Source organism: Streptomyces sp. NPDC096311, from assembly GCF_044763085.1.
Lineage (GTDB): Bacteria > Actinomycetota > Actinomycetes > Streptomycetales > Streptomycetaceae > Streptomyces.
The window spans coordinates 353,688-375,662 of sequence record NZ_JBIWFN010000011.1 but is presented as its reverse complement, the minus strand read 5'-3'; the positions used below and the strand labels follow the sequence as shown (position 1 = coordinate 375,662).

Below are 21,975 nucleotides of genomic sequence, written 5' to 3'. Positions count from 1 at the left end.
GGGTTAACGCCGACCCCTTGACGACCCCATGACGGCGTTCTCAATATGTTCCTCATCGCGCAACCCATCGTGCATTGCGCAACAGCAGAGGAGCTTGTCGTGCCACACGAGGTCCGTGCCGTAGTCGCCGTCAAGAAGGGCACACCCGTCGAGGTGCAGACGATCGTCGTCCCCGACCCGGGCCCCGGAGAGGTGCTCGTCAACGTCCAGGCCTGCGGGGTCTGCCACACGGATCTGCACTACCGGGAGGGCGCGATCACCGACGACTTCCCCTTCCTGCTCGGCCACGAGGCGGCCGGCACGATCGAGGCGGTCGGCGACGGCGTCACCGACCTGGTCCCGGGCGACTACGTGGTCCTCGCCTGGCGGGCGCCCTGCGGAACCTGTCGCTCCTGTCGCCGCGGGCGCCCCTGGTACTGCTTCGACTCACGTAACGCCACCCAGCCGATGACGCTGCTCGACGGCACCCCGCTCAGCAACGCGCTGGGCATCGGCGCCTTCGCCGAGAAGACCCTGGTCGCGGCCGGGCAGGCCGTGAAGATCGACCCGGCCGCCCGCCCCGAGGCCGCGGGCCTGATCGGCTGCGGTGTGATGGCCGGATACGGCGCGGCGGTCAACACCGGCAACGTCGGGCGCGGCGACACGGTCGCCGTCATCGGCTGCGGAGGCGTCGGCAACGCGGCGATCGCGGGCGCCTGTCTCAACGGCGCGATGAAGGTCATCGCCGTCGACATCGACGACAAGAAGCTCGACCAGGCCGAGAAGTTCGGCGCCACCCACACGGTGAACTCGCGCGGGACGGATCCCGTCGAGGCCGTCCGTGCGCTCACCGATGGTTTCGGGGTCGACATCGCCATCGACGCGGTGGGCCGACCGGAGACGTACAAACAGGCCTTCTACATGCGCGACCACGCGGGTGTGCTCGTCCAGGTCGGTGTCCCCGACCCCGAGATGAAGATCGACCTCCCACTGATCGACCTGTTCTCGCGCGGCGGTGCGCTGAAGTCCTCCTGGTACGGCGACTGCCTGCCGAGCCGCGACTTCCCGTTCCTCATCGACCAGTACCTGTACGGGCTGCTCGACCTCAACGCGTTCGTCAGCGAGACCATCTCCCTCGACCAGGTCGAGGAGGCGTTCGCGAAGATGCACCGCGGTGAGGTGCTGCGGTCGGTGGTGGTCCTGTGAGCCAAGCCGGGCCCCAGGGACACGGTCACGAACAGGACCACACGGTACGGGTCCAACGCGTCGTCACCTCGGGCACCTTCAGTCTCGACGGCGAGACCTTCGACGTCGACAACAACGTCTGGCTCGTGGGCGACGACGAGGAGGTGCTGATCGTCGACGCCGCCCACGACGCCCGTACGATCCACAAGGCCGTCGCCGGACGCCGTGTCACCGCGATCGTCTGCACCCACGCGCACGACGACCACATCGACGCGGCGGCCGAGCTCTCCGTACTGACCGGCGCGCCCGTGCTCCTGCATCCCGACGACAACGAGCTGTGGTCCTTCACGCACCCCGGGCGCAAGCCGGACGGGGAACTGCGTGACGGCCGGATCCTGGCGGTCGCCGGTATCGAACTCCAAGTGATCCACAGCCCCGGCCACACCTGGGGCAGTTGCTCCCTCTACGCCCCGTTCCTGGACACGGTCTTCACCGGGGACACCCTCTTCCACGGCGGCCCCGGCGCGACCGGCCGCTCGTACTCGGACCGGCCCACCATCGAAGCCTCGCTCCGCAACCGGCTCCTCACCCTCCCCGGCAACACGGTGGTCCGTACCGGGCACGGCGAGGACACCACCATCGCCGCCGAACGCCCCCACGTCCCGACCGTCTGATCACCCCCGAGCGCGTCCACTCCCCACCCCGGCAAGGAGGGGCATGTCCAGCACGCCCGCAAACCATCCCCGTGTCGTCATCATCGGCGCCGGCATCGTCGGCTGTTCGCTCGCCGACGAGCTGACCGCCCGCGGCTGGACCGACGTCACCGTTCTCGAACAGGGGCCGCTGCCCGCCCCGGGCGGCTCCACCTCGCACGCGCCGGGCCTGGTGTTCCAGACCAGCCCGTCCAAGACGCTCACGGCGTTCGCCCGGTACACCGTGGAGAAGTTCAACTCGCTCCAGGTCGAGGGCGTCTCCTGCTTCAACCCGGTCGGCGGTCTCGAACTCGCGACCACGCCCGAGCGCCTCGCCGACCTGCACCGCAAGGCCGGCTATGCCGCCTCCTGGGGCGTACGCGGCGAGATCGTCAGCGCGGCCCGCTGCAAGGAACTGTGGCCGCTCATCGACCAGTCGGCCGTCCTCGGCGGCTTCCACACCCCCGACGACGGCCTGGCCCGCGCCGTGCTCGCGTCCCGGGCCCAGAGGGAGCACGCCACCGAACGGGGCGCCCGTTTCCTCGACCGCCACACGGTCACCGGTATCGAAAAGGAGGACGGCAAGGTCACCGCCGTGGTCACCGAGCGCGGCACCTTCCCCGCCGACCACGTCGTCTCCGCGGCCGGGTTCTGGGGCCCGGTCATCGGCCGGATGGCTGGAGTCGATGTCCCCCTTCAGCCGCTCGCACACCAGTACGCAAAGACCAAGCAGCTCCCTGAACTGGCCGAAGCCACCCCGAAAGCCACCTCCGAAGCCACCGCTGAAACCACAGCTGAAACCACTGCTCACACCCTCACCGACGCCTCGAAGCCCATCCTCCGCTTCCAGGACCGCGACCTCTACTTCCGCGAGCACCACGACCGCATCGGCATCGGCAGCTACGCCCACAAGCCGCTGCCCATCGACCCGTTCGGGATCCTCCCCTACGACGAGGCGCGCGCGAACGACATGGAGATGCCGTCGTCGTACCCCTTCACCGAGGAGGACTGGGCGCCGAGCTGGGACGACTGCCGCCGGCTGATGCCAGCCCTGCGCGAGACGGAGATCGAGGAGGGCTTCAACGGCGTCTTCTCCTTCACCCCGGACGGCATGCCGGTGCTCGGGGAATCGCGCGAACTGCGCGGATTCTGGCTGGCCGAGGCCGTCTGGGTCACCCACTCCGCGGGGGTCGCGAAGGCGGTCGCCGAATGGATGGTCGACGGGCGCGCCTCCATCGACCTGCACGAATGCGACCTCGCACGCTTCGAGGACGCGCAGCGCTCGCCGTCGTACGTCCGCGAACGCGGCTCGCAGCAGTTCGTCGAGGTGTACGACGTCCTGCACCCCCTCCAGCCGATGGAGCACCCGCGCCCCCTGCGTGTCAGCCCCTTCTACGCCCGGCAGCAGGAACTCGGCGCCTACTTCCTGGAGGGCGGCGGCTGGGAGCGCCCGCACTGGTACGAGGCGAACGCCCCGCTCGTGGACGGTCGGCCCGAGCGCGACGCCTGGTCGGCCCGCTACTGGTCGCCCATCGCGGCCGCCGAGGCGAAGGCGACCCGCGAGAAGGTCGCCCTGTACGACATGACCCCGCTGCGCCGCCTCGAGGTCACCGGGCCCGGGGCCCTCGGCTTCCTCCAGCGCATGACCACCAACAACCTCCGCAAGAAGCCGGGCGCGGTCACTTACACGCTGCTTCTGGACGAGACGGGCGGCGTACGCTCCGACCTCACCGTCGCACGCCTCGCCCCGGACCGTTTCCAGGTGGGCGCCAACTCCCCCACCGACCTGGACTGGCTGGTGCGGCACGCCCCGGACGACGTGCGGATCAGGGACATCACCTCCGGCACCTGCTGCATCGGCGTCTGGGGTCCGCTCGCCCGCGAGCTCGTGCAGCCGCTGACTCGCGACGACTTCTCGCACGAGGGCTTCGGCTACTTCCGCGCGAAGGAGGCCTGCCTCGGGCACGTCCCGGTGACGGCGATGCGACTGTCGTACGTCGGCGAGCTGGGCTGGGAGTTGTACACGTCCGCCGATCTGGGGCTCAGGCTCTGGGACACGCTGTGGGAGGCGGGCCAGGAGCACGGCGTGATCGCGGCCGGGCGCTCCGCCTTCAACAGTCTGCGCCTGGAGAAGGGCTACCGCGCCTGGGGCGTGGACATGACCGACGAGCACAACCCGTTCGAGGCAGGGGTCGGCTTCGCGGTCCGGATGGACAAGGACGGGTTCGTCGGCCAGGAGGCGCTGCAAGGCCTCGCCACGGAGGAACCCGCGCGCAGGCTCACCCCCCTCCTCCTCGACGACCCGGTCGCCGTCGTGCTCGGCAAGGAGCCCGTCTATGTCGACGGCGCCCCGTCCGGATACGTGACCAGCGCCTCGTACGGCTACACGCTGGGCCGCTGCGTCGCGTACGCCTGGCTGCCGACGCTCCCGACCGGTACGGGCGTGCACATCGAGTACTTCGGCGAGAAGGTCCCCGCGACCGTCGCGGAAGAACCCCTCTTCGACCCGAGGATGAACCGAATCCGCCGCTGAAACCGATCAATAGACAGGAGCTCGGCCACACGGCATGAGCATGAGCCCGGCCACCCGGCATGAGGAGGCCCCTGTGTCCCCCGCGTACGACGTGATCGTGATCGGTCTCGGCGGCATGGGCAGCGCCGCCGCCCACCATCTGTCCGCGCGCGGTGCCCGCGTGCTCGGCCTGGAGAAGTTCGGCCCGGTGCACAACCGCGGTTCCAGCCACGACGGTTCCCGCATCACCCGCCAGTCCTACTTCGAGGACCCGGCGTACGTGCCGCTGCTGCTGCGCTCGTACGAGCTGTACGAGGAGTTGGAGCGGGCGACCGGCCGGGAGATCGCCACCCTGTGCGGCGGCGTCATGGTCGGACGCCCCGACTCCCGGACGGTCTCCGGTTCGCTGCTCTCCGCCGAACAGTGGGACCTGCCGCACGAGATGCTGGACGCCTCCGAGATCCGCCGGCGTTTCCCGACCCTGACCCCGAAGGACGACGAGGTCGCGCTGTTCGAGGTGCGGGCCGGGCTCCTACGCCCCGAGAACACCGTCGCCGCGCACCTCCAGCTCGCCACCCGGCAGGGAGCGGACCTGCACTTCGAGGAACCGATGACCCGCTGGGAGCCGTACAAGGACGGCGTACGCGTCCACACGGCCGAGAACACCTACACGGCGGCCCAGCTGGTGATCTGCCCGGGCGCGTGGGCACCGCAAATGCTCACCGATCCAGGGGTGCCGTTCACGATCGAGCGCCAGGTCATGTACTGGTTCCAGCCGAGGGGCAGAGTCTGGCCGTTCCTGCCGGAGAACCACCCGATCTACATCTGGGAGAAGGCCGCCACCTGCATGTACTCGAACACTCCCGACGAGCACTTCGTCATCGCCCGCCACCCCGCCCGCCCGGAGTCCGTGACTGTGGCCTGCGGATTCTCCGGGCACGGCTTCAAGTTCGTGCCGGTCGTCGGCGAGATCGTCGCCGACCTCGCCCTGACCGGCGCCACCGATCACCCGATCGGGCTGTTCGACTCCCACCGCCTCGCCGCCGCGCCCGCCTGAGGAGTACGCACGTGACGACGATCCCCGTCTCCCCGTCCCCCCTCTCCCCCAGCCTGATCGCCACCCTCCCGGGGCACTACTACACCGATCCGGAGATCTTCCGGCAGGAGCAGGAGTCCCTGTTCGAGTCGATGTGGTTCTGCGCCGTCCGCTCCGCGGATCTCGCCCGGCCCGGCGCCTTCCGCACCGTCCAGGTGGGCCGCGAGAGCGTCCTGATCACCCGCTCCCGCACGGGTGAGCTGCGCGCCTTCCTGAACATCTGCCGTCACCGCGGGGCCCGGCTGTGCACCGAGGAGTCCGGGGAGGTCCGCCGTAATCTGCAGTGCCCATATCACGCCTGGACCTACGACCTCGACGGCAAGCTGGTCGCCGCGCCGAACCTGATCAAGATGCCGGACGTCGACCGCGTGGAGTACGGCCTGGTCAAGGTCGCACTGCGCGAGTGGCTCGGGTATGCCTGGGTGTGCCTGGCCGACGAGCCGCCCTCCTTCGAGGAGACGGTGATGGGCGCGGCCGTGGAGCGGCTGGGCAACGCGGCCGCCATCGGGCACTACGGCACCGAGAAGCTGGCCCTCGGCAAGCGCATCACCTACGACGTGAAGGCGAACTGGAAGCTGATCGTCGAGAACTTCATGGAGTGCTACCACTGCGCGACGATCCACCCCGAACTCGTCGACGTCCTCCCGGAGTTCGCGGAGGGCTACGCGGCCCAGTACTACGTGGGGCACGGCGCCGAGTTCGGCGAGGACATCCAGGGCTTCACGGTCGACGGCAGCGAGGGCTTCGGCCGGCTGCCGGACATAGCGGACGACCAGGACCGTCGCTACTACGCGATCACTGTGAAACCGACGGTTTTCATCAACCTGGTCCCCGACCATGTCATTCTGCACCGCATGTTCCCGCTCGCGGAGGACCGCACGGTCGTCGAGTGCGACTGGCTCTACGCGCCGGAGGTCGTGGAGTCCGGCGCGGACGTGTCCAAGTCGGTCGAGCTCTTCCACCGGGTCAACGAACAGGATTTCGAGGCGTGTGAACGTACGCAGCCGGCCATGACCTCGCGGGCCTACCGGAACGGTGGTGTCCTGGTGCCCACCGAGCACCACATCGGGATCTTCCACGAGTGGCTGATCCAGCAATTGGGAGGCCCCAGTGCCTGACCTGTTCATCGACGGTACGTGGCGGAGCGCTCTCGACGAGCGCACGCGCGAGATCCGCTGCCCCGCCGACGGCTCCCTGGTGGGCGTCGTCGACGAGGCCGGCGGCAAGGACACCGTGGAGGCGATCGCCGCCGCGCGCCGCGCCTTCGACGAGGGGCCCTGGCCCACGACCCCGGCCGCGGACCGCGGTGACCTGCTGATGCGTGTCGCCGACCTCCTCGTACGTGACAAGGACGCGCTCGCCCGCGCCGAGTCGCTCGACACGGGCAAGCGGCTCGTCGAGAGCGAGTACGACATCGACGACATCGCGAACTGCTTCCGCTACTTCGGGCGGGCGGCCACCGCCGAGACGGGCCGGGTCGTCGAGACCGGTACGGCGAGCGTCGACAGCCGGGTCGTGTACGAACCGGTCGGGGTGTGCGCGCTGATCACCCCCTGGAACTATCCGCTCCTGCAGACTGCCTGGAAGGTCGCCCCGGCGCTCGCCGCGGGCAACACCTTCGTCCTCAAGCCGAGCGAGCTCACCCCGCACACGGCGATCCATCTGATGCGGCTGCTGGAGGAGGCCGGGCTGCCGCCCGGAGTGGCCAACCTCGTCCTCGGCGCGGGCCCCGAGGCAGGGGCCCCGCTCGGCGATCATCCGGACGTCGACCTCGTCTCCTTCACCGGCGGGCTGCAGACCGGGCGGCGGCTGATGGCCGCCGCGGCCGGGACGGTGAAGAAGGTGGCCCTGGAACTCGGCGGCAAGAACCCGAACATCGTCTTCGCCGACGCCGACTTCGAGACGGCCGTCGACATGGCGCTGACCGCGGTCTTCCTGCACTCGGGGCAGGTCTGTTCGTCCGGGGCCCGGCTGCTGGTCGAGGACTCGCTGCACGACCGGTTCGTCGACGAGGTCGTCCGCCGGGCCTCGGAGATCCGGCTCGGCGGTCCGTTCGACGAGCGGGCACAGAGCGGGCCGCTGGTCTCGGCGGCGCATCGCGCCAAGGTCGAGGCGTACGTCGCCAAGGGGCTGGCGGAAGGCGCGGTGCTGCGCTGCGGCGGCGCGCGGCCTTCCGGACCCGAGTTCGAGGCGGGCTTCTACTATCCGCCGACCGTGCTGGACGAGTGCTCGTCCGACATGTCCGTGGTCCAGGACGAGTCCTTCGGGCCGGTGCTGACCGTGGAGCGTTTCAGCGGCGAGGCGGAGGCCGTGCGGCTCGCCAACGACACGATCTACGGGCTCGCGGGCGCCGTCTTCACCACCGACGAGGCCAAGGCCCAGCGCGTGGCGGCCCGGCTGCGGCTCGGCACGGTCTGGATCAACGACTACCACCCCTACGTCCCTCAGGCGGAATGGGGCGGTTTCAAGCAGTCCGGGTTCGGGCGCGAGCTCGGACCCGCCGGCCTCGCCGAGTACCGCGAGGCCAAGCACATCTGGCGCAACACCAACCCGTCCCCACAGGGGTGGTTCGCGTAATCCCCTGATGATCCCCCGGTGACGTCCGGATGATCTGATCCCCTGATTCCCCCCACCACCCGCACGAGCCGCGCCCCTCTCCCCTGATCCAGGAGGCCGCTCATGACCACCCATCCACCCGCGACCGAGCAGAACGACGACGCCGAACTCTCCGAGTTCGGCTACAAGCCCGAACTCAAGCGCACCCTTGGCAACTTCCACACCTTCGCCGCCGGCATCAGCTACATCTCCATCCTCACCGGCACCTTCCAGCTCTTCTACTTCGGCTACGGCAGCGGTGGCCCCGCCTACTGGTGGTCCTGGCCGATGGTCTTCATCGGCCAGTTCATGGTCGCCCTCTGCTTCGCCGAGCTCGCCGCCCGCTATCCCGTGGCCGGCTCCGTCTACAACTGGTCGAAGAAGGTGGGCAATCCGCACATAGGCTGGCTCGCGGGCTGGATGATGCTGCTCGCGTCGATCGTGTCGATCTCGGCCGTGGCACTCGCCTATCAGTTGACGCTTCCCCAGATCTCCTCCACCTTCCAGTTCGTGGGTGACGGCACGGGCAAGTACGACGTCGCCACCAACGCGGTTCTGCTGGCGGCCGTACTGATCCTGTTCACCACCGTGGTGAACGCCTTCGGTGTGAAGCTGATGGCGACCATCAACACGGCGGGCGTCTTCATCGAGCTGATCGCCACCGTCGTACTGATCATCCTGTTCGCGGTGCACATCACACGCGGCCCGCAGGTGGTGATGGACACCCAGGGCACCGGCCATGGGCAGTCGTTCGGCTACCTCGGCGCGTTCCTGGTGGCCTCGCTGGCGTCCGCGTATGTCATGTACGGATTCGACACGGCCTCCTCGCTCGGTGAGGAGTGCCTCGACCCGTCGCGCAACGCGCCGCGCGCCATCATCCGTGCCATCGTCGCCTCGTTCGTCCTCGGCGGGCTCGTGCTGCTGCTCGCGCTGATGAGCGTCTCCAGCCTGAAGGGCGACAAGCTCTCCACCGACGGTCTGCAGTACATCGTCCTCGATGTGCTCGGCCCGACGGCCGGCAAGGCGATGCTGTGGTGCGTGCTGATCGCGGTCACGGTGTGCGCCCTGGCCGTGCACACGGCGGCGATCCGGCTGGCCTTCGCGATGGCCCGCGACAACAACCTGCCCGCCTCCTCGAAGCTGGCCAAGGTCAACGCGCGCTTCCAGACGCCGGTCCTGCCGACCGTGATCATCGGTGTGCTCGCACTGGCGATCCTGGTGGTCAACATCCGCCAGCCGCAGATCTTCACCGTGGTCACCAGCATCGGCATCATCATGATCTACCTGGCATATCTGCTGGTGACCGGTCCGATGCTGATCGCACGGCTGCGTGGCACGTGGCAGCCAGCAGGCGACGGCAAGTTCTCGCTCGGTCGCTGGGGGCTGCTCGTCAACATCGTCGCCGTGGTGTGGGGCGCGGCCATGACGATCAACCTGATCTGGCCACGTTCCGCGGTCTACAACGCGACCGCGCCGTACCACTGGTACCTGCGCTGGGGTGCCGTCCTGTTCGTGAGCGTCGTCGCGGGCGGCGGCTTCGCCTACTACTGGTTCGTGCAGCGGCACCGGACCGGGGTGCTCGCCGAGCACCAGTTCCAGGCCTCCGCGACGGCTTCCGTCGCGACCCCCGTGACCCCCGCGACCGACTGAAGGACCGTCACACGACCGACCGAAGAGCAAAGCAAGGAGGTCAACTCCCCATGAACGTCGATGAGTTCGACTATGTCGTGGTCGGCGGCGGCACCGCGGGCAACGTGGTCGCGGCCCGGCTCTCCGAGGATCCGTCCGTCACCGTGTGCGTCCTCGAGGCGGGCCCCAGCGATGTCGGCGACGACGACATCCTGAAGCTGGAACGCTGGATGGGACTGCTGGAGTCCGGATACGACTGGGACTACCCGGTCGAACCGCAGGTCAGCGGCAACGGTTTCATGCGGCATGCCCGCGCCAAGGTGCTCGGCGGCTGTTCCTCGCACAACTCCTGCATCGCCTTCTGGGCACCCGCGGAGGACCTCGACGACTGGGCCGCAGCGGGCTGTACGGGGTGGAGCGCGGCCGAACTCTTCCCGCTCTACCAGCGGTTGGAGTCGAACGACGCTCCCGGTGACCACCACGGCCGCACCGGCCCGGTGAAACTGCGCACGCTGAAGGGCGCGGACCCCTGTGGCTCCGCCCTGCTGGAGGCGTGTGCGCAGGCGGGCATTCCGACCACCGCGTTCAACACCGGCAAGACCGTGATCCGTGGCGCCAACTGGTTCCAGATCAACTCCGACGAGAACAACATCCGGCAGTCCTCGTCGGTCGCGTATCTGCATCCGGTCATGGACAAGCGGCCGAATCTGGAAGTGCGCACCGGGGTACGGGCCAAGAAACTCGTGCTCGACGGCCGCCGCTGTGTGGGCGCCGAGTACCTGGACCCGGACCTGATCCACACCCGCACGGTGCGCGCACGCCGCGAGGTGATCGTGTCCTGCGGGTCCATCGACACTCCCAAATTGCTGATGCTGTCGGGCATCGGGCCCGCCGCGCATCTGCGCGAGGTGGGGGTCGAGGTGGTGGTGGACTCTGCGGGGGTGGGCAAGAACCTCCAGGACCACCCCGAGGGCGTCATCATGTGGGAGGCCAAGCAGCCCATGATCACCACGTCCAGCCAGTGGTGGGAGGCGGGCATCTTCTACGACACCGAACCGGGCCTGGACCGGCCCGACCTGATGTACCACTACGGCTCGGTGCCGTTCGACATGAACACGGCTCGGCACGGGTTCCCGACGTCCGAGAACGCGTTCTGCCTCACGCCGAACGTGACGCGCGCGAAGTCACGCGGCACGGTGCGACTGCGCACCCAGGACTACCGGGACAAGCCGATGGTCGATCCGCGCTACTTCACGCACGAGCACGACGTGCGCGTGATGACGTACGGGCTGAAACTGGCGCGGAAGATCGCCTCCCAGCCGGCGCTGAGCGGCTGGGCGGGCGCGGAGCTGGCCCCCGGGCCGGACGTCCGGAGGGACGACGAGCTGCTCGATTACATCCACAAGACCCACAACACCGTCTACCACCCGTCCTGCACCGTGAAGATGGGCGCGGACGACGACTCCTCGGCCCCGCTCGACACGCGGCTGCGGGTCAAGGGGGTCGAGGGGCTGCGGGTCGCGGACGGTTCGGTGATGCCGGATCTCATCTCCGTCAACCCCTGCATCACGACCATGATGATCGGCGAGAAGTGCGCGGACCTTTTGAAGGGGGACGGGTAGGCGGCCGCGGTGGGGAGACTGCGGGCCGAACGTGGCTGGTCGCGCAGTTCTCCCCGCGGCTCAAGGGGTGCTCGGTGCGGGCCTCTTGAACATCCTTGTCGCCGTGATCTCGCTGTGCACCGACTCACCTTGCCCGGCCGGGGCCTGCTGCGGGAGCCCCGGCCGGAGGTGTTCCTCCACGCTGATGTACTTGAGCCCGGCGCGCAGGTCGGCGTCGTTGCGCAGACGGATGACGAGGGGGAACTCGGCGAGCGCGGTCGTGTCGAACAGGCCGGTGGTGTAGAGGAGCTGGACGCCGAGCGCGTCCGAGACGGCCCTCTGCAGCTCCAGCAGGTAGGTCGCGTTGGCGCGTCCGATGGGGTTGTCGAGGAAGAGCGTGCCGGCGTGCCGGTGCTTGTCACGGCCCCGGTCGTTGCTGCGCAGCGCGGCCATCGTGCAGTAGAGCGCGATGGCCGCGGTCAGCAGCTGACCGCCGGAGAAGACGTCACCCATCTGCCCGACGGGGACGCGCTCGGCACGCAGTACGGCGTCCGGCTTGAGGATCTCGACGGCGATGCCCTTCGGCTCGAGGGCGGCGCTGACTCCGCGCAGCAGCAGTGACATGCCGTCGCGCCGCATGTCGGAGTTCTTCTTGACCGCCGCGCGGGTGGCCTCGTCGACGACCTCGCCGAGCCGCTCGGCGAGCGTGGTCTGATCGGGCTCCTCGAAGCGGATGCGCAGGAACTCCTGCCCGGACCACTCCCCGAGCCCCTCCGGCAGCCGGGACAGCCGCTGCGCGGACCGCAGGGTGGCGAGCGAAGACTCCACCAGCCCCCGCAGCCGGTCCACGATCGAGTCCCGGTTGCGCTCCAGCTGCGCCAACTCGTCGGTCAGCACCCGCAGTCGGGGCGCGAAGGCGTCCGCCCACTTCTGGGCGTGTTCCGGCAGCGCGGACGCCGGCAGCTCACGGATCTGCTGCCGGGCAGGGGTGCGCACCTGCTCGTACCGGTTGGAGTTGGCATGCCGTACAAGGATGTCGCTCGCCTCGCGCACGGCGCCCTCGGCCGCGGAGAGGTCGGCGGCGCAGCCGCGCAGGGAGCGGCGGGTCTCGGCGGCGGAGTGCCGGGCCTCCTCGAGGGTGCCGGGGTAGGGCTCGGGCTCCTCCTGCTCCTCGTCGGAGTGCTCCCGCAGCAGGTCCCTGAGCAGAGCGGCCGTCTCGTCGAAGCCACCGGCCGCGTCCTCGGCGGCACGGTGCGCGTCGAGCAGCTCGGCGTGTGCCTCGCGTGCCTGGCTGAGCGCCTCGGCGCGGGAGGCGAGTTCACCGGTGGCCGTGCGCAGCAGCGACTGCGCGTGCTCGGCGTCGCGCGGGACCAGCTCCTGCGACAGCTCGGTGTGGGCCTCGCCGTCCTCGGGCGCGTGCCGCTCGGCCTCGCCGCGCAGCCGCCCGAGCTGCTCGCTCGCGGTGGACATACGGGTCTCCAGGAGCTGCACGAGCTCCTCGGCACGGGCAGCGGCGGCCTGCCGGGACGGCCCGTCGGAACCGTCCGGCGCCTCAAGGAGCTGTGCGGCGCGCGTGCGTACCTTGTTGCTGAGCCGGTCCAGTTCTGCCAGGGCCGCGGTCTCGTCGCTCTCGGCGCGGGCCTGCTCGGCGCGCAGATCGGCGCCGACGCCGACCTTCTCGTACAGCTGTGACGCGGCCCGGTAGGCCTCGCGCAGGGCGGGCAGCGAGGACTTCGCCGTCTCCGACGCGTCCTCCGGTACGTCGTCGGGGGCGCCCGCGATCTCGGCGCGCTCGGCGCGCAGCGCGCGGGCCGTGCGGCGGGCGTCGTCGGCGGCGCGCTGGGCGGCGCGGCGGTCCTCGTCGGCGGCGCGGGCGCGCTCCAGGCAGACCTGAGCGCGGGCCTCCGACTCGGTGGCCTCGTCGGCGAGTTCGCGCACCTTGACCTGCCAACCGGCGCGTTCGCGCAGGCGGAAGGCGAGTCCGGCGAGCGCGTCGGCCGCGCGCCGGGCGCGCTGGGCGGCGTCCTGGCGCTCGTCGCGCACGAGGGCCGCCTCGGCCGCCGCCTCGTCGGCCTCGGCCCGTACGGTGCGCGCCTCGGCGAGCTCGGCCTCGGCCTCCTCGGCGAACGCGCGCGCCTCCCGGGCGGCCACGGCCAGTTCGACGAGCCGCCCGGCGGGACAGCCGGTGCGCCAGGAGGCGAGCCGCGCCGCGAGCTCCCGGTCCTTGCCGAGCCGGGCCGCGAGGACGCGGATCTCCTCGTCTCGCTCGGTCGCCCGGGTGCGCAGCGCCTGGCGTTCCTCGTCGGCGGCGTGCTCGTCGTGCATGGCCGGGTTCGGCGGTACGAGGAAGACGCCGCCGTCGCCCGCGTCGGCGGCCGGGGTCGGGGCGAGCAGCGCGGCGGCCGTGCCGACGGCGACGGCGGAGCGCGGCAGCAGCGCCGCTTCACTGAGCGCCGCACGGGCCCGCGCATGGGTGTCCGGGTCGGTGATGATCACGCCGTCGACGAGCTCGGGCCTGGCGGCCAGCACGCGCGCGTGGTCGACGGGGTCGACGGCCTGCGCGAGATAGCGCCAGCCGGGCAGGGCGGGGATGCCGTGCTCACCGAGGTACTCGACCGTGGCCAGCACGTCCGGGCCGGGTGGCAGGAGTCCGCCGTCGCCGAGGGCGCCGAGGATCCGGGCGTCGTCGGCCGCCGCGGTGCGCAGCTCGAAGAGCTGGCGCTCGGCGGAGGCGACTGCGTCGTCGAGCAGCTCGCGCAGTTCGTCGGCGTACTGGTCCAACTCCTCGGGCGTGAGGGCGCCTTCGGTCTCCGCCCAGACGTCGGCGGAGTTGCCGCGGGCGCCTCGGCCGGTGTCGCCGCCCTTGCCGTGGCCGGTCGAGGCAGCGGCGTCCCCCGCCGCCCGCGGCACCGGTACCCCGCCGTGCCGCGCTCCGGCGGCGCCCGGCAGGCTGAGCAGCTCCGCGAGCCGCTCCTCCCCCGCCAGTGCCTCGGCCGTACGGCGCTCACCGTCGTACGCGCGCTCGGCCGCCGTCGCCGCGTCCGCCGCGCGGGCGGCCGTCAGTTCGGCGCGGGACTCGGCGGACGCTGCCTCGCGACCGTGCTCCGAGGCCCGTCGCGAGGCCTCCCGTGCGATGTCCCACGCCGCGACGGCCGTCTTCTCGGCGTCGCTGGCGGCGAGGGCGGCGCGGGCCGGGTCGGCGTCGGGGGCGCTGTCGTCGAGCCAGCCGGCGCGGACCGCCTCGGCGGTCTCCTGCTCGACCTCGCTCAGGCGCTGGCGCAGATGTCCGACCTCGCTGCGGGCGCGCTGGGCGGCGGTGGCCGCGGCAGTCGAGTCGGCGTACGCGGTCTCGCCGACCTCCTGGAGTCCGGCGGAGCGCTCCTCCTCCTCGTTGGCGAGCGCCTCGGCGCCATCGGCGGCGCGGTGCAGCGCGCGGACGAGGTCGACAGCGGCCTTGGCGCGGGCGGCGAGGGCGGGCGCGGCGTCCCGCTCGGCCTCGAGGATCGCGGCGGCCACGCGCGCGGAGCGGTCGGCGGCGGCGCGGTGCCGCAGGACGAGCTCGGCGGCCTGCCAGGAGGAGTGCAGGGTGCGCGCGTCGGCCAGTTCGCGCTTCTGGGCGGCCGCCGACTTCTCGGCTCCGACGAGCGCCAACGAGGCGTGCCGGTAGGCGAGTTCGGCGGCGACGAGGGCACTGCGTTCGCGTGCGCCCTCGGCGTGGGTGACGGCGTACGCGGCGGCGGTCACGCGCTGTGCGAGCTCACCGGCGCGGACGCGCTCCCGCATGCCTCGTGCGGACAGCCGCCGCGCCAGGGTGCGGGTACGCCGCTCGGCGCCCGCGTGGATGTCACGCGCGCGTGCCCGTGCCTCGGCGGCCTCGACGATCCGGCCGAGCAGATCCACGGACCCCGCCGTGAAGTCCCGCTCGGCGATCAGCTCGGCGCGCCGCCCCAGCTTGTTGCCGAAGCCGCCGACCAGGTCGGCGAGCCCGTCGGTGTCCCGGGTGTCGGTGACCGCGCGCAGCAGCAGGTCGGTGAAGTCGGAGTCCTTCTTGACGGCGAAGAGACCGGCGGCCTCACCCTCGTCGGCGTTCATCTCCCGCTGGTAGCGGAAGAGTTCGGGGTCGAGGCCGAGGTCCGTCAGATGCTCGTTCCAACGGTCGTGGATCTCTTCCCAGTGCACTTCGAGGTGCGGATACGCCTTTCCGGCCTCGGTGAGGGCGTCGCGGAAGCCCTTCATGGTGCGCCGCCGTCCCTGCGCGCCGGACGCGCCCTCGACGGGCGGCCGGACGGCGGTCGCCTCGGCGACGGGCAGGTTGTCCAGGCTCAGGCCGGGCCCGGGCCGGAAGGAGTACCAGGCTTCGGCGAACTTCCGCGGGTCGTTGGAGACCTGCCGCCCCCGCCACTCGCTGGCCTTGCCTACCACGACGCACTCGCCGGTCAGCGTGTGCTGCCACTCCAGCGCGACATGACCGCAGTCGTCGGCGAGCAGGAACTTGCGCAGCACACCGGAGCTGGCGCCGCCCAGGGTGTTGCGGTGGCCCGGCAGCATCACCGAGAAGATCAGCTTGAGCAGCACCGACTTGCCGCCGCCGTTCTCCAGGAAGAGCACGCCCGCGGGCGCGGGCCGGCGCGGTGGCCCGACGGGCTCCTCCTCGAAGAACTCCGCCTGGGTGGGGGCGGGGTCGGGCACGGGCTCGCCGACACCCCTCAGGTCAAGGACGGTGTCGGCATAGCGCGCGCCAGCAGGCCCGATGGAGTAGAGGCGGACCCGGGACAGCTCGTACATGGCGGCGGACTCTCGTAGTAAGTCTTCGGATACGTAGGGGAGATACGCAGGGGAGCTACGTAGGTGGGTTCAGGAGTGGAACGGCAGGCCTGCGTCCGCCACCAGCTCCAGGTCGTCGGTGTGCTCGGCGGGCAGCAGCGTCGGGGTGCCGTCGGTCACCGGGACGACGCCCAGCTCGAGGAGCTCGGCCATCGCGGCGCTGCCCGCCATGTCCCGTACCTGAAGCTGATAGCGGGCCGTCGTCCGGTACGTCCCTCCGGAGTCGTCCCCGGTCCGCTGGAGGAATCCGGAGTCGGTGAGGAAGGCGACGGCCTTGCCGATGATGCCGGTGGTCGAACCGGACAGTCTTCGCGCGTCCTTGGTGGCACCGGTGGAGCTGCGCCGTGCCCAGATCCGCCAGGCCGCCTCCAGGCCGGGCGCCTCGGTCGCCGGATCGGTGTTCTCGCCGTGCTCCTCGGCCCGCTCCTCCAGACGGCGGCAGGCCTGTCGTACGAACGCGTCGACGCCGTTGACCGAGACCCGCCCGATGTACCCGTCGTCCGCGAGGTCCTCGGGGCGTGGGAAGGCCATCGCGGCGACGGCGAGGTGGGCGAGGCCGTGCAGGAAGCGGTCCGCGGAGTCGGCCGAGGTGCGACGGGCGTAGTCGCCCATCCGGACGGCGAACACCGAGTCCTCGGCGGCCGTCACGGCCATCCCCGCGCGCGGGGACACCTCCAGCACAACCAGCCCGAGCCCGGCCGCCACGGCGTCGGCGAGGCGGGCGAACGCCGGGTCCTCTCGGTACCGCCGCAACAGCTCCGCGTACTCCTGGTCCCGCGCGGGCTGCAGTTTGGGCTGGAGCCCGAAGGCGACGAGCCGCGCCGCGTCGGCGGCGTCGGCGGGTGTGACGGGAGCGTTCGCCGGCGCGGCGACGGCATCCGGCTCACTCCACTCGACGTGCTGCTCGGTCACGACTGGGGCTCCATGGTCTGAGATACGGGGGTGAGGACAAGCGCCCCGTCAGGGGCGCGGGGCGGTGACATCCGCGGCTGCGCGGCGTGGGCGCGGCGAGCCGCGAACAGCCCGCGATCAGCGAGCGCGGCGCCGTTCCCTGGCGACTGGGCGCTCACGACCGATCCGCCGCCATCCCCGCCGCGTCGAGCAGAGCCATGCCCACGATCAGATCGGCCCCGCCGAACTCGGGATCGTCCAGCTCCACCCCGTCGTCGACGGCGAACAACAGCTTCTCCTCACCCTGCCGATACGCGGTACCGACCGGCGGACTGGCCGCGTGAACGGCCAACAGGGCGACGAGGTAGGGCAGTTCCGGATCTCGGCGGCGCGCTTCGGCCAGCAGTCCGGACAGCCGTCGCGGCGCGTCCGCCGGCAGATCCAGCAGCTCCATCGCGGAGGCGAGTTGCTCCTCACTGAACCGACTGTCGTCCGGCGTGGCGATCAGGTCCGGCTCGGGCATCTCCGCACCGAGGTGCTCCCGCTCCAGGGGCGGTGTCAGCAGGAGCTCGACAAGATCCCCCACCCGTACGGCCACCGGCGTACGCAGCCCCGTCCCGCGTGCGAAGAACGCGTCCGTCACGCGCCGGGCCTGTGCGACGGGCAGCGGCAGCACGGGCGCGACGAGGTGGCCGTAGAGGTCGATCCCCGAGGTCGTCATGGGTGTGGCGAAGGCCTGCCGGTCCTGCTCGGCGCGGAACAGGGGCCCGGCCTCCAGGAGCCGGGACTGCAACTGCGTGTGCCGGCGGATGCAGTCCTTGACGATGTCGACGAGCTCGGCGGCGCGGCGCTTCTGCTCGGGGTCCTCGGACTCGTCGCGGGCCTTGCGGATGTTGGTGAGGATCGCGTTCTCGTGGCGGTAGCGGTCGGCGACGTGGTCGAGCGCCTCGGCGATCATGTCGGGCACGGCCTGGAGCCAGTCGACGGCCCGCACATTGCGCCGGGTCGCGTCGAGGGCCCTGCGGAGCGTCTCCGAGTACTGCACGGTCCGGTAGCGGGCCTGCTCGGCGGCGAGCTGGGCGTCGGCGAGGCGGCCTCGGCTGATCAACACCTCGAGCTTGACCTCGGCGGCGATCTGCGCGCTGGTGACGTCGGTGTCGAGGGCGCCGACGAGGACGTTGACCGCCTCGTCCGTCGTACGGAGGTAGACGGTCCCCCCGTACCCGGGCACCTCCTCGATCAGCTTGAAGTCGTAGTCGCGGCGTACGTAGGAGCCGTCGGGGGCGAAGGTGCCGTATACGGCCCGGAAGCCGCGGTCGACGCTGCCGACGTTGATCAGGTTCTCCAGGACCCACCTGGCCACGCGCTCGTGCTCGGCGACGGGGCGCTGCGGGGCCTGCGCGGCGATGCGCGGGATGAGCCGGGCCACTATCTGGTCGTGGTCGGCGCCCGTGTCGAAGTCCATGTTCAGTGTGACGAGGTCGATGGCGGCGAGGGCCACCTCGGCCATCCCGTACACCGTGTACTCGCCCGCGAGATTCGCCTTGCGCACATCGAGGTCGTGCAGCGGCGCGGTGCATGCGAGCGCGCGCAGCCGCCGCGCCAGGCCCTCGTCGGCGGCCGGGCCCGGAGCGGGGCGCGGCCCCGCGCTGAGCTGGGGCGGAACGCTGTCCGTCGATGCAGGCGAAGTCACGGTGCACAGACTAGGTCCTCGGTCTGACAACGGTCGAAACGACGCAGAAGCGACCGCCGTCACACCGGCCCCTCGCAGCCCGTCACGACGGCTCCACGCAGCCCGTCACACCGGCTCCACGCCGCACGTCACGACGGCTCCGCACAGCGCCTCGCGAGAGCAGCGCCGAGAGCAGTGGCGAGCGTGGCGGAGCGAACCGCCGCCGCGGCCGTCCCCGAGAACCACGACCCGGTTCAGCCGATCCCCTGCGCCCCGTCGGCGACCCGCCGCGCATAAGCCTCCACGACCCCGGTGAGCGAGTCGTCGAGATAGACCGCGAGCAGTCGCTCGGCCCCGTCGCGGTCGCCCGCCCGGAGCGTCTTGAGGATCTCATGGTTGCGCGCGAGGTACGGCTCGTGAAGTCGCCGCGGGTCGGCCACCACATGGAAGGCGAGGCGCAGTTCGGCGAAGACGCTGCGCATCAGTTCGTCGGTGCGGTCGCTCCCGGCGAGCGCCACCAGTTCCCGGTGGAAGTGGATGTTGGCCGTACCGACGCCTTTCCAGTCACCTTCGCGCGCCGCCCGCTGCCCGTCGGCGACGGCCTGGGCGAGGCCGTCCACGGCGTACGGCGGCTCGCCGAGGCCACGGACCACGGCGCACTCGACGAGGGTGCGGGTGCGGTAGATGTCCTCGACGTCCTCGACGGTCAGCACCCGCACGAAGACCCCGCGGTTGAGCTCGTGCACCAGGAGCCGTTCGTGCGTGAGCAGCCGGAACGCCTCGCGCAGTGTGTTGCGGGAGACACCGAGCGCCCCGCCGATGCTGTCCTCGGACAGTCGTGTCCCGGGCGGGAAGTACCCCTCGGCGATACGGCTCCTGAGGATGTCCGAGACCCGCTCGGCGGTGCTGGTGCGGCCCAGCAGGGCGCGATCGTCGGCCAGTCCCGTCAGCTCTGCCATGCCCGGAATTCAATCGCAGAAATAAGAACGAAACAACAGGGGTATTGAGGGATCGTTCAACGATCCTCTACCTTGCTACACACGGCGCCGCCCGCTCGCCCGAGCGCCGACGGCTTCCGCACGGCACGGCTCAGTCCTCAAGCACCCTCCGTCCTCCCACTGCGAGGTGCCCATGAGCACGACCCCTCCACCACAGGCCCTGACCACCGGCGCACACCCCGGAACGGGCGAACTCACCTCGGACGACGGCGCGTTGGCCTGGCTGCGCGCCCTCGGTCCGCAGGGCCGCAGGGCCTTCGCCGGCGCGTTCGGCGGCTATGCCCTGGACTCGTACGACTACTTCACGCTGCCGCTGAGCATGGTCGCGCTGGCGGCGTACTTCGGCCTGGACAGCGGCCAGACCGGTCTGTTCACCACCGTGACGCTGGTCGTCTCGGCGGTCGGCGGCGCGATCGCGGGTGTGGTCGCGGACCGGATCGGACGTGTCAAGGCACTGATGATCACCGTGATCACGTACGCGGTGTTCACGGTGGCCTGCGGCTTCGCGCCCAACTACGAGACACTGCTGGTCTTCCGTGCCCTTCAGGGCCTCGGTTTCGGCGGTGAGTGGGCGGTCGGCGCGATCCTCGTCGCCGAGTACTCGAGCGCCCGGCACCGGGGGCGCACACTCGGCGCGATCCAGAGCTCCTGGGCCGTCGGCTGGGGGCTGGCGGTGATCGTCTACACCCTGGTCTTCCAGTTCCTCGGCGACGACCTCGCCTGGCGCGTGATGTTCTGGACCGGCGCGCTGCCCGCACTGCTCGTCGTGTGGGTGCGGCGCCGGGTGCAGGACGCCCCGGAGGCGGCCGCCGTGCGCGAGAAGAGCGCCGAGAAGGGCTCGTTCGTCGCGATCTTCAAGCCCGCCTCGGCCGACGGTCCCGGCCTGCTGCGCACCACCTTCTTCGCGGTCCTGCTCTCCACCGGCGTCCAGGGCGGCTACTACACGCTGGCCACCTGGGTGCCCACGTATCTGAAGACGGAGCGCGGTCTGTCCGTCGTCGGCACCGGCAGCTACCTCACGTTCCTGATCTCCGGGGCCTTCATCGGCTACCTCACCGGCGGCTATCTCACCGACAAGCTGGGCCGCAAACGGAACATCCTGCTCTTCGCGATCCTCTCCGCGGCCTGCGTCCTCACCTACGCCAACATTCCGAGCGGCGCCAACACGCTTCTCCTTGTGCTCGGTTTCCCGCTCGGCTTCTGCATGTCGGCGATCTTCAGCGGGTTCGGCTCCTTCCTCAGCGAGCTGTACCCGTCGGCGGTGCGCGGCACCGGGCAGGGCTTCACGTACAACACCGGGCGCGCCGTGGGGGCCGCCTTCCCCACCACCGTCGGCTTCCTGGCCGACAGCTGGGGTGTGGGCGGCGCCCTGGTCTTCGGCGCGATCGGCTACGCCCTCGCCGCCCTGGCACTGATCGGACTCCCCGAGACGCGTGGGAAGGAACTGCTGTGAAGCACACCCTCCAGGAACGCCCTTCGAGCCTCCGCCCCATCGACGGCCACGCGCACCGGTGGACCCCCAAGGAGGCGCGCGCCCGGTTCCGTTCGGGCGTGTCCGGTCCCACCGCCGGAGTCGCCACCGGCCACACCCAGGCGAACCTGATCTCGGTGCCCGCCGACTGGGCGTACGACATGCTGCTGTTCTGCACGCGCAACCCGAAGTCCTGCCCGGTCCTCGACGTCACGGACGCCGGCTCCTGGACCACCCCGCTCGCCCAGGACGCGGACCTGCGCACGGACCTGCCGCGCTACCGGGTGTGGGAGCACGGCGAGTTGGTCGACGAGCCCACGGACGTGATCGACCGCTGGCGCGACGACCTGGTGTCGTTCATCATCGGATGCAGCTTCACCTTCGAGTGGGCGCTGACCGAGGCGGGCGTCCCGATGCGCCACATCGAGCAGGGCCGCAATGTCTCCATGTACGTGACGGAGCGCGAGTGCCGTCCCGCCGGGCGGCTGCACGGACCGATGGTGGTGTCGATGCGCCCGGTCCCTCCCGAGCATGTGGCCGCGGCGATCAGGGAGAGCAGCCTGCTGCCGGCCGTGCACGGCAGCCCGGTGCACTGCGGAGAGCCGTCGGGGCTGGGCATCGAGGATCTCTCGCGCCCCGACTTCGGCGACGCGGTGGACTCCGAGCCGGACGACATCCCGGTGTTCTGGGCCTGCGGGGTGACACCCCAGGCGGCCGTGATGGCGTCCCGCCCGCCCTTCGCCATCACCCACGCACCGGGACAGATGTTCCTCACCGACGCCCGCGACGAGCAGTACCGCGTGGCCTGAGAACGACCGACGAAGGAGAGA

Annotated in this window: 14 protein-coding genes; 10 read left to right on the top strand and 4 right to left on the bottom strand. The window is 70.9% G+C overall.

The window, feature by feature from the left end; all coding sequences use genetic code 11:
- The first annotated feature begins 99 nt into the window (after positions 1-99).
- The 8 genes from ACIRA5_RS28560 to ACIRA5_RS28525 all read left to right on the top strand — a co-directional run bounded on the left by ACIRA5_RS28560 (position 100) and on the right by ACIRA5_RS28525 (position 11,310).
- A complete protein-coding gene (locus ACIRA5_RS28560) occupies positions 100-1,185 on the top strand; it encodes an S-(hydroxymethyl)mycothiol dehydrogenase (RefSeq protein ID WP_403695104.1) in 1,086 nt (361 codons plus the stop codon).
- Positions 1,182-1,838 (top strand): MBL fold metallo-hydrolase, encoded by a 657-nt coding sequence (locus ACIRA5_RS28555; RefSeq protein ID WP_403695102.1) that lies wholly within the window; start codon positions 1,182-1,184, stop codon positions 1,836-1,838. The genes ACIRA5_RS28560 and ACIRA5_RS28555 overlap by 4 nt, the downstream gene beginning before the upstream one ends.
- 43 nt (positions 1,839-1,881) lie before the next feature.
- On the top strand, positions 1,882-4,389 hold the full coding sequence (locus ACIRA5_RS28550; protein WP_403695100.1) for an FAD-dependent oxidoreductase: 2,508 nt from the start codon (positions 1,882-1,884) through the stop codon (positions 4,387-4,389).
- A gap of 73 nt (positions 4,390-4,462) precedes the next feature.
- A complete protein-coding gene (solA, locus tag ACIRA5_RS28545; RefSeq protein ID WP_403695182.1) occupies positions 4,463-5,425 on the top strand; it encodes an N-methyl-L-tryptophan oxidase in 963 nt (320 codons plus the stop codon).
- 11 nt (positions 5,426-5,436) lie between these two features.
- A complete protein-coding gene (locus tag ACIRA5_RS28540; protein ID WP_403695099.1) occupies positions 5,437-6,582 on the top strand; it encodes an aromatic ring-hydroxylating dioxygenase subunit alpha in 1,146 nt (381 codons plus the stop codon).
- Complete coding sequence (locus ACIRA5_RS28535) at positions 6,575-8,041, top strand: aldehyde dehydrogenase family protein (protein WP_403695096.1); 1,467 nt, start codon at positions 6,575-6,577, stop codon at positions 8,039-8,041. Before ACIRA5_RS28540 ends, ACIRA5_RS28535 begins: the two co-directional genes overlap by 8 nt.
- Positions 8,042-8,143: 102 nt before the next feature.
- On the top strand, positions 8,144-9,709 hold the full coding sequence (locus ACIRA5_RS28530; protein WP_403695094.1) for an APC family permease: 1,566 nt from the start codon (positions 8,144-8,146) through the stop codon (positions 9,707-9,709).
- A gap of 50 nt (positions 9,710-9,759) precedes the next feature.
- Positions 9,760-11,310 (top strand): GMC family oxidoreductase, encoded by a 1,551-nt coding sequence (locus tag ACIRA5_RS28525; RefSeq protein ID WP_403695091.1) that lies wholly within the window; start codon positions 9,760-9,762, stop codon positions 11,308-11,310.
- 60 nt (positions 11,311-11,370) lie between these two features.
- Here ACIRA5_RS28525 and ACIRA5_RS28520 read toward each other — a convergent pair whose 3' ends face one another.
- The 4 genes from ACIRA5_RS28520 to ACIRA5_RS28505 all read right to left on the bottom strand — a co-directional run bounded on the left by ACIRA5_RS28520 (position 11,371) and on the right by ACIRA5_RS28505 (position 19,635).
- Positions 11,371-16,074: a hypothetical protein gene (locus ACIRA5_RS28520; RefSeq protein WP_403695088.1), complete on the bottom strand. Its 4,704-nt coding sequence runs from the start codon at positions 16,072-16,074 to the stop codon at positions 11,371-11,373.
- A 69-nt stretch (positions 16,075-16,143) separates the two neighbouring features.
- Positions 16,144-17,025 (bottom strand): hypothetical protein, encoded by an 882-nt coding sequence (locus tag ACIRA5_RS28515; protein WP_383124977.1) that lies wholly within the window; start codon positions 17,023-17,025, stop codon positions 16,144-16,146.
- Positions 17,026-17,179: 154 nt separating this feature from the next.
- Positions 17,180-18,697: a hypothetical protein gene (locus ACIRA5_RS28510; RefSeq protein ID WP_060902416.1), complete on the bottom strand. Its 1,518-nt coding sequence runs from the start codon at positions 18,695-18,697 to the stop codon at positions 17,180-17,182.
- 233 nt (positions 18,698-18,930) lie between these two features.
- Positions 18,931-19,635: a GntR family transcriptional regulator gene (locus ACIRA5_RS28505; protein WP_403695085.1), complete on the bottom strand. Its 705-nt coding sequence runs from the start codon at positions 19,633-19,635 to the stop codon at positions 18,931-18,933.
- A 172-nt stretch (positions 19,636-19,807) separates the two neighbouring features.
- Between ACIRA5_RS28505 and ACIRA5_RS28500 the strand changes: the two genes are divergently transcribed.
- Positions 19,808-21,127: an MFS transporter gene (locus tag ACIRA5_RS28500; RefSeq protein WP_403695082.1), complete on the top strand. Its 1,320-nt coding sequence runs from the start codon at positions 19,808-19,810 to the stop codon at positions 21,125-21,127.
- Complete coding sequence (locus ACIRA5_RS28495; RefSeq protein WP_403695079.1) at positions 21,124-21,954, top strand: putative hydro-lyase; 831 nt, start codon at positions 21,124-21,126, stop codon at positions 21,952-21,954. Before ACIRA5_RS28500 ends, ACIRA5_RS28495 begins: the two co-directional genes overlap by 4 nt.
- Positions 21,955-21,975: the final 21 nt, after the last annotated feature.

Bases quoted from the DNA above. Each gene is read 5' to 3' on its own strand.
- ACIRA5_RS28550 (WP_403695100.1), top strand. From the start codon at position 1,882: ATGTCCAGCACGCCCGCAAACCATCCCCGTGTCGTCATCATCGGCGCC.
- ACIRA5_RS28530 (WP_403695094.1), top strand. From the start codon at position 8,144: ATGACCACCCATCCACCCGCGACCGAGCAGAACGACGACGCCGAACTC.
- ACIRA5_RS28525 (WP_403695091.1), top strand. From the start codon at position 9,760: ATGAACGTCGATGAGTTCGACTATGTCGTGGTCGGCGGCGGCACCGCG.
- ACIRA5_RS28520 (WP_403695088.1), bottom strand. From the start codon at position 16,074: ATGTACGAGCTGTCCCGGGTCCGCCTCTACTCCATCGGGCCTGCTGGC.
- ACIRA5_RS28505 (WP_403695085.1), bottom strand. From the start codon at position 19,635: ATGGCAGAGCTGACGGGACTGGCCGACGATCGCGCCCTGCTGGGCCGC.
- ACIRA5_RS28500 (WP_403695082.1), top strand. From the start codon at position 19,808: ATGAGCACGACCCCTCCACCACAGGCCCTGACCACCGGCGCACACCCC.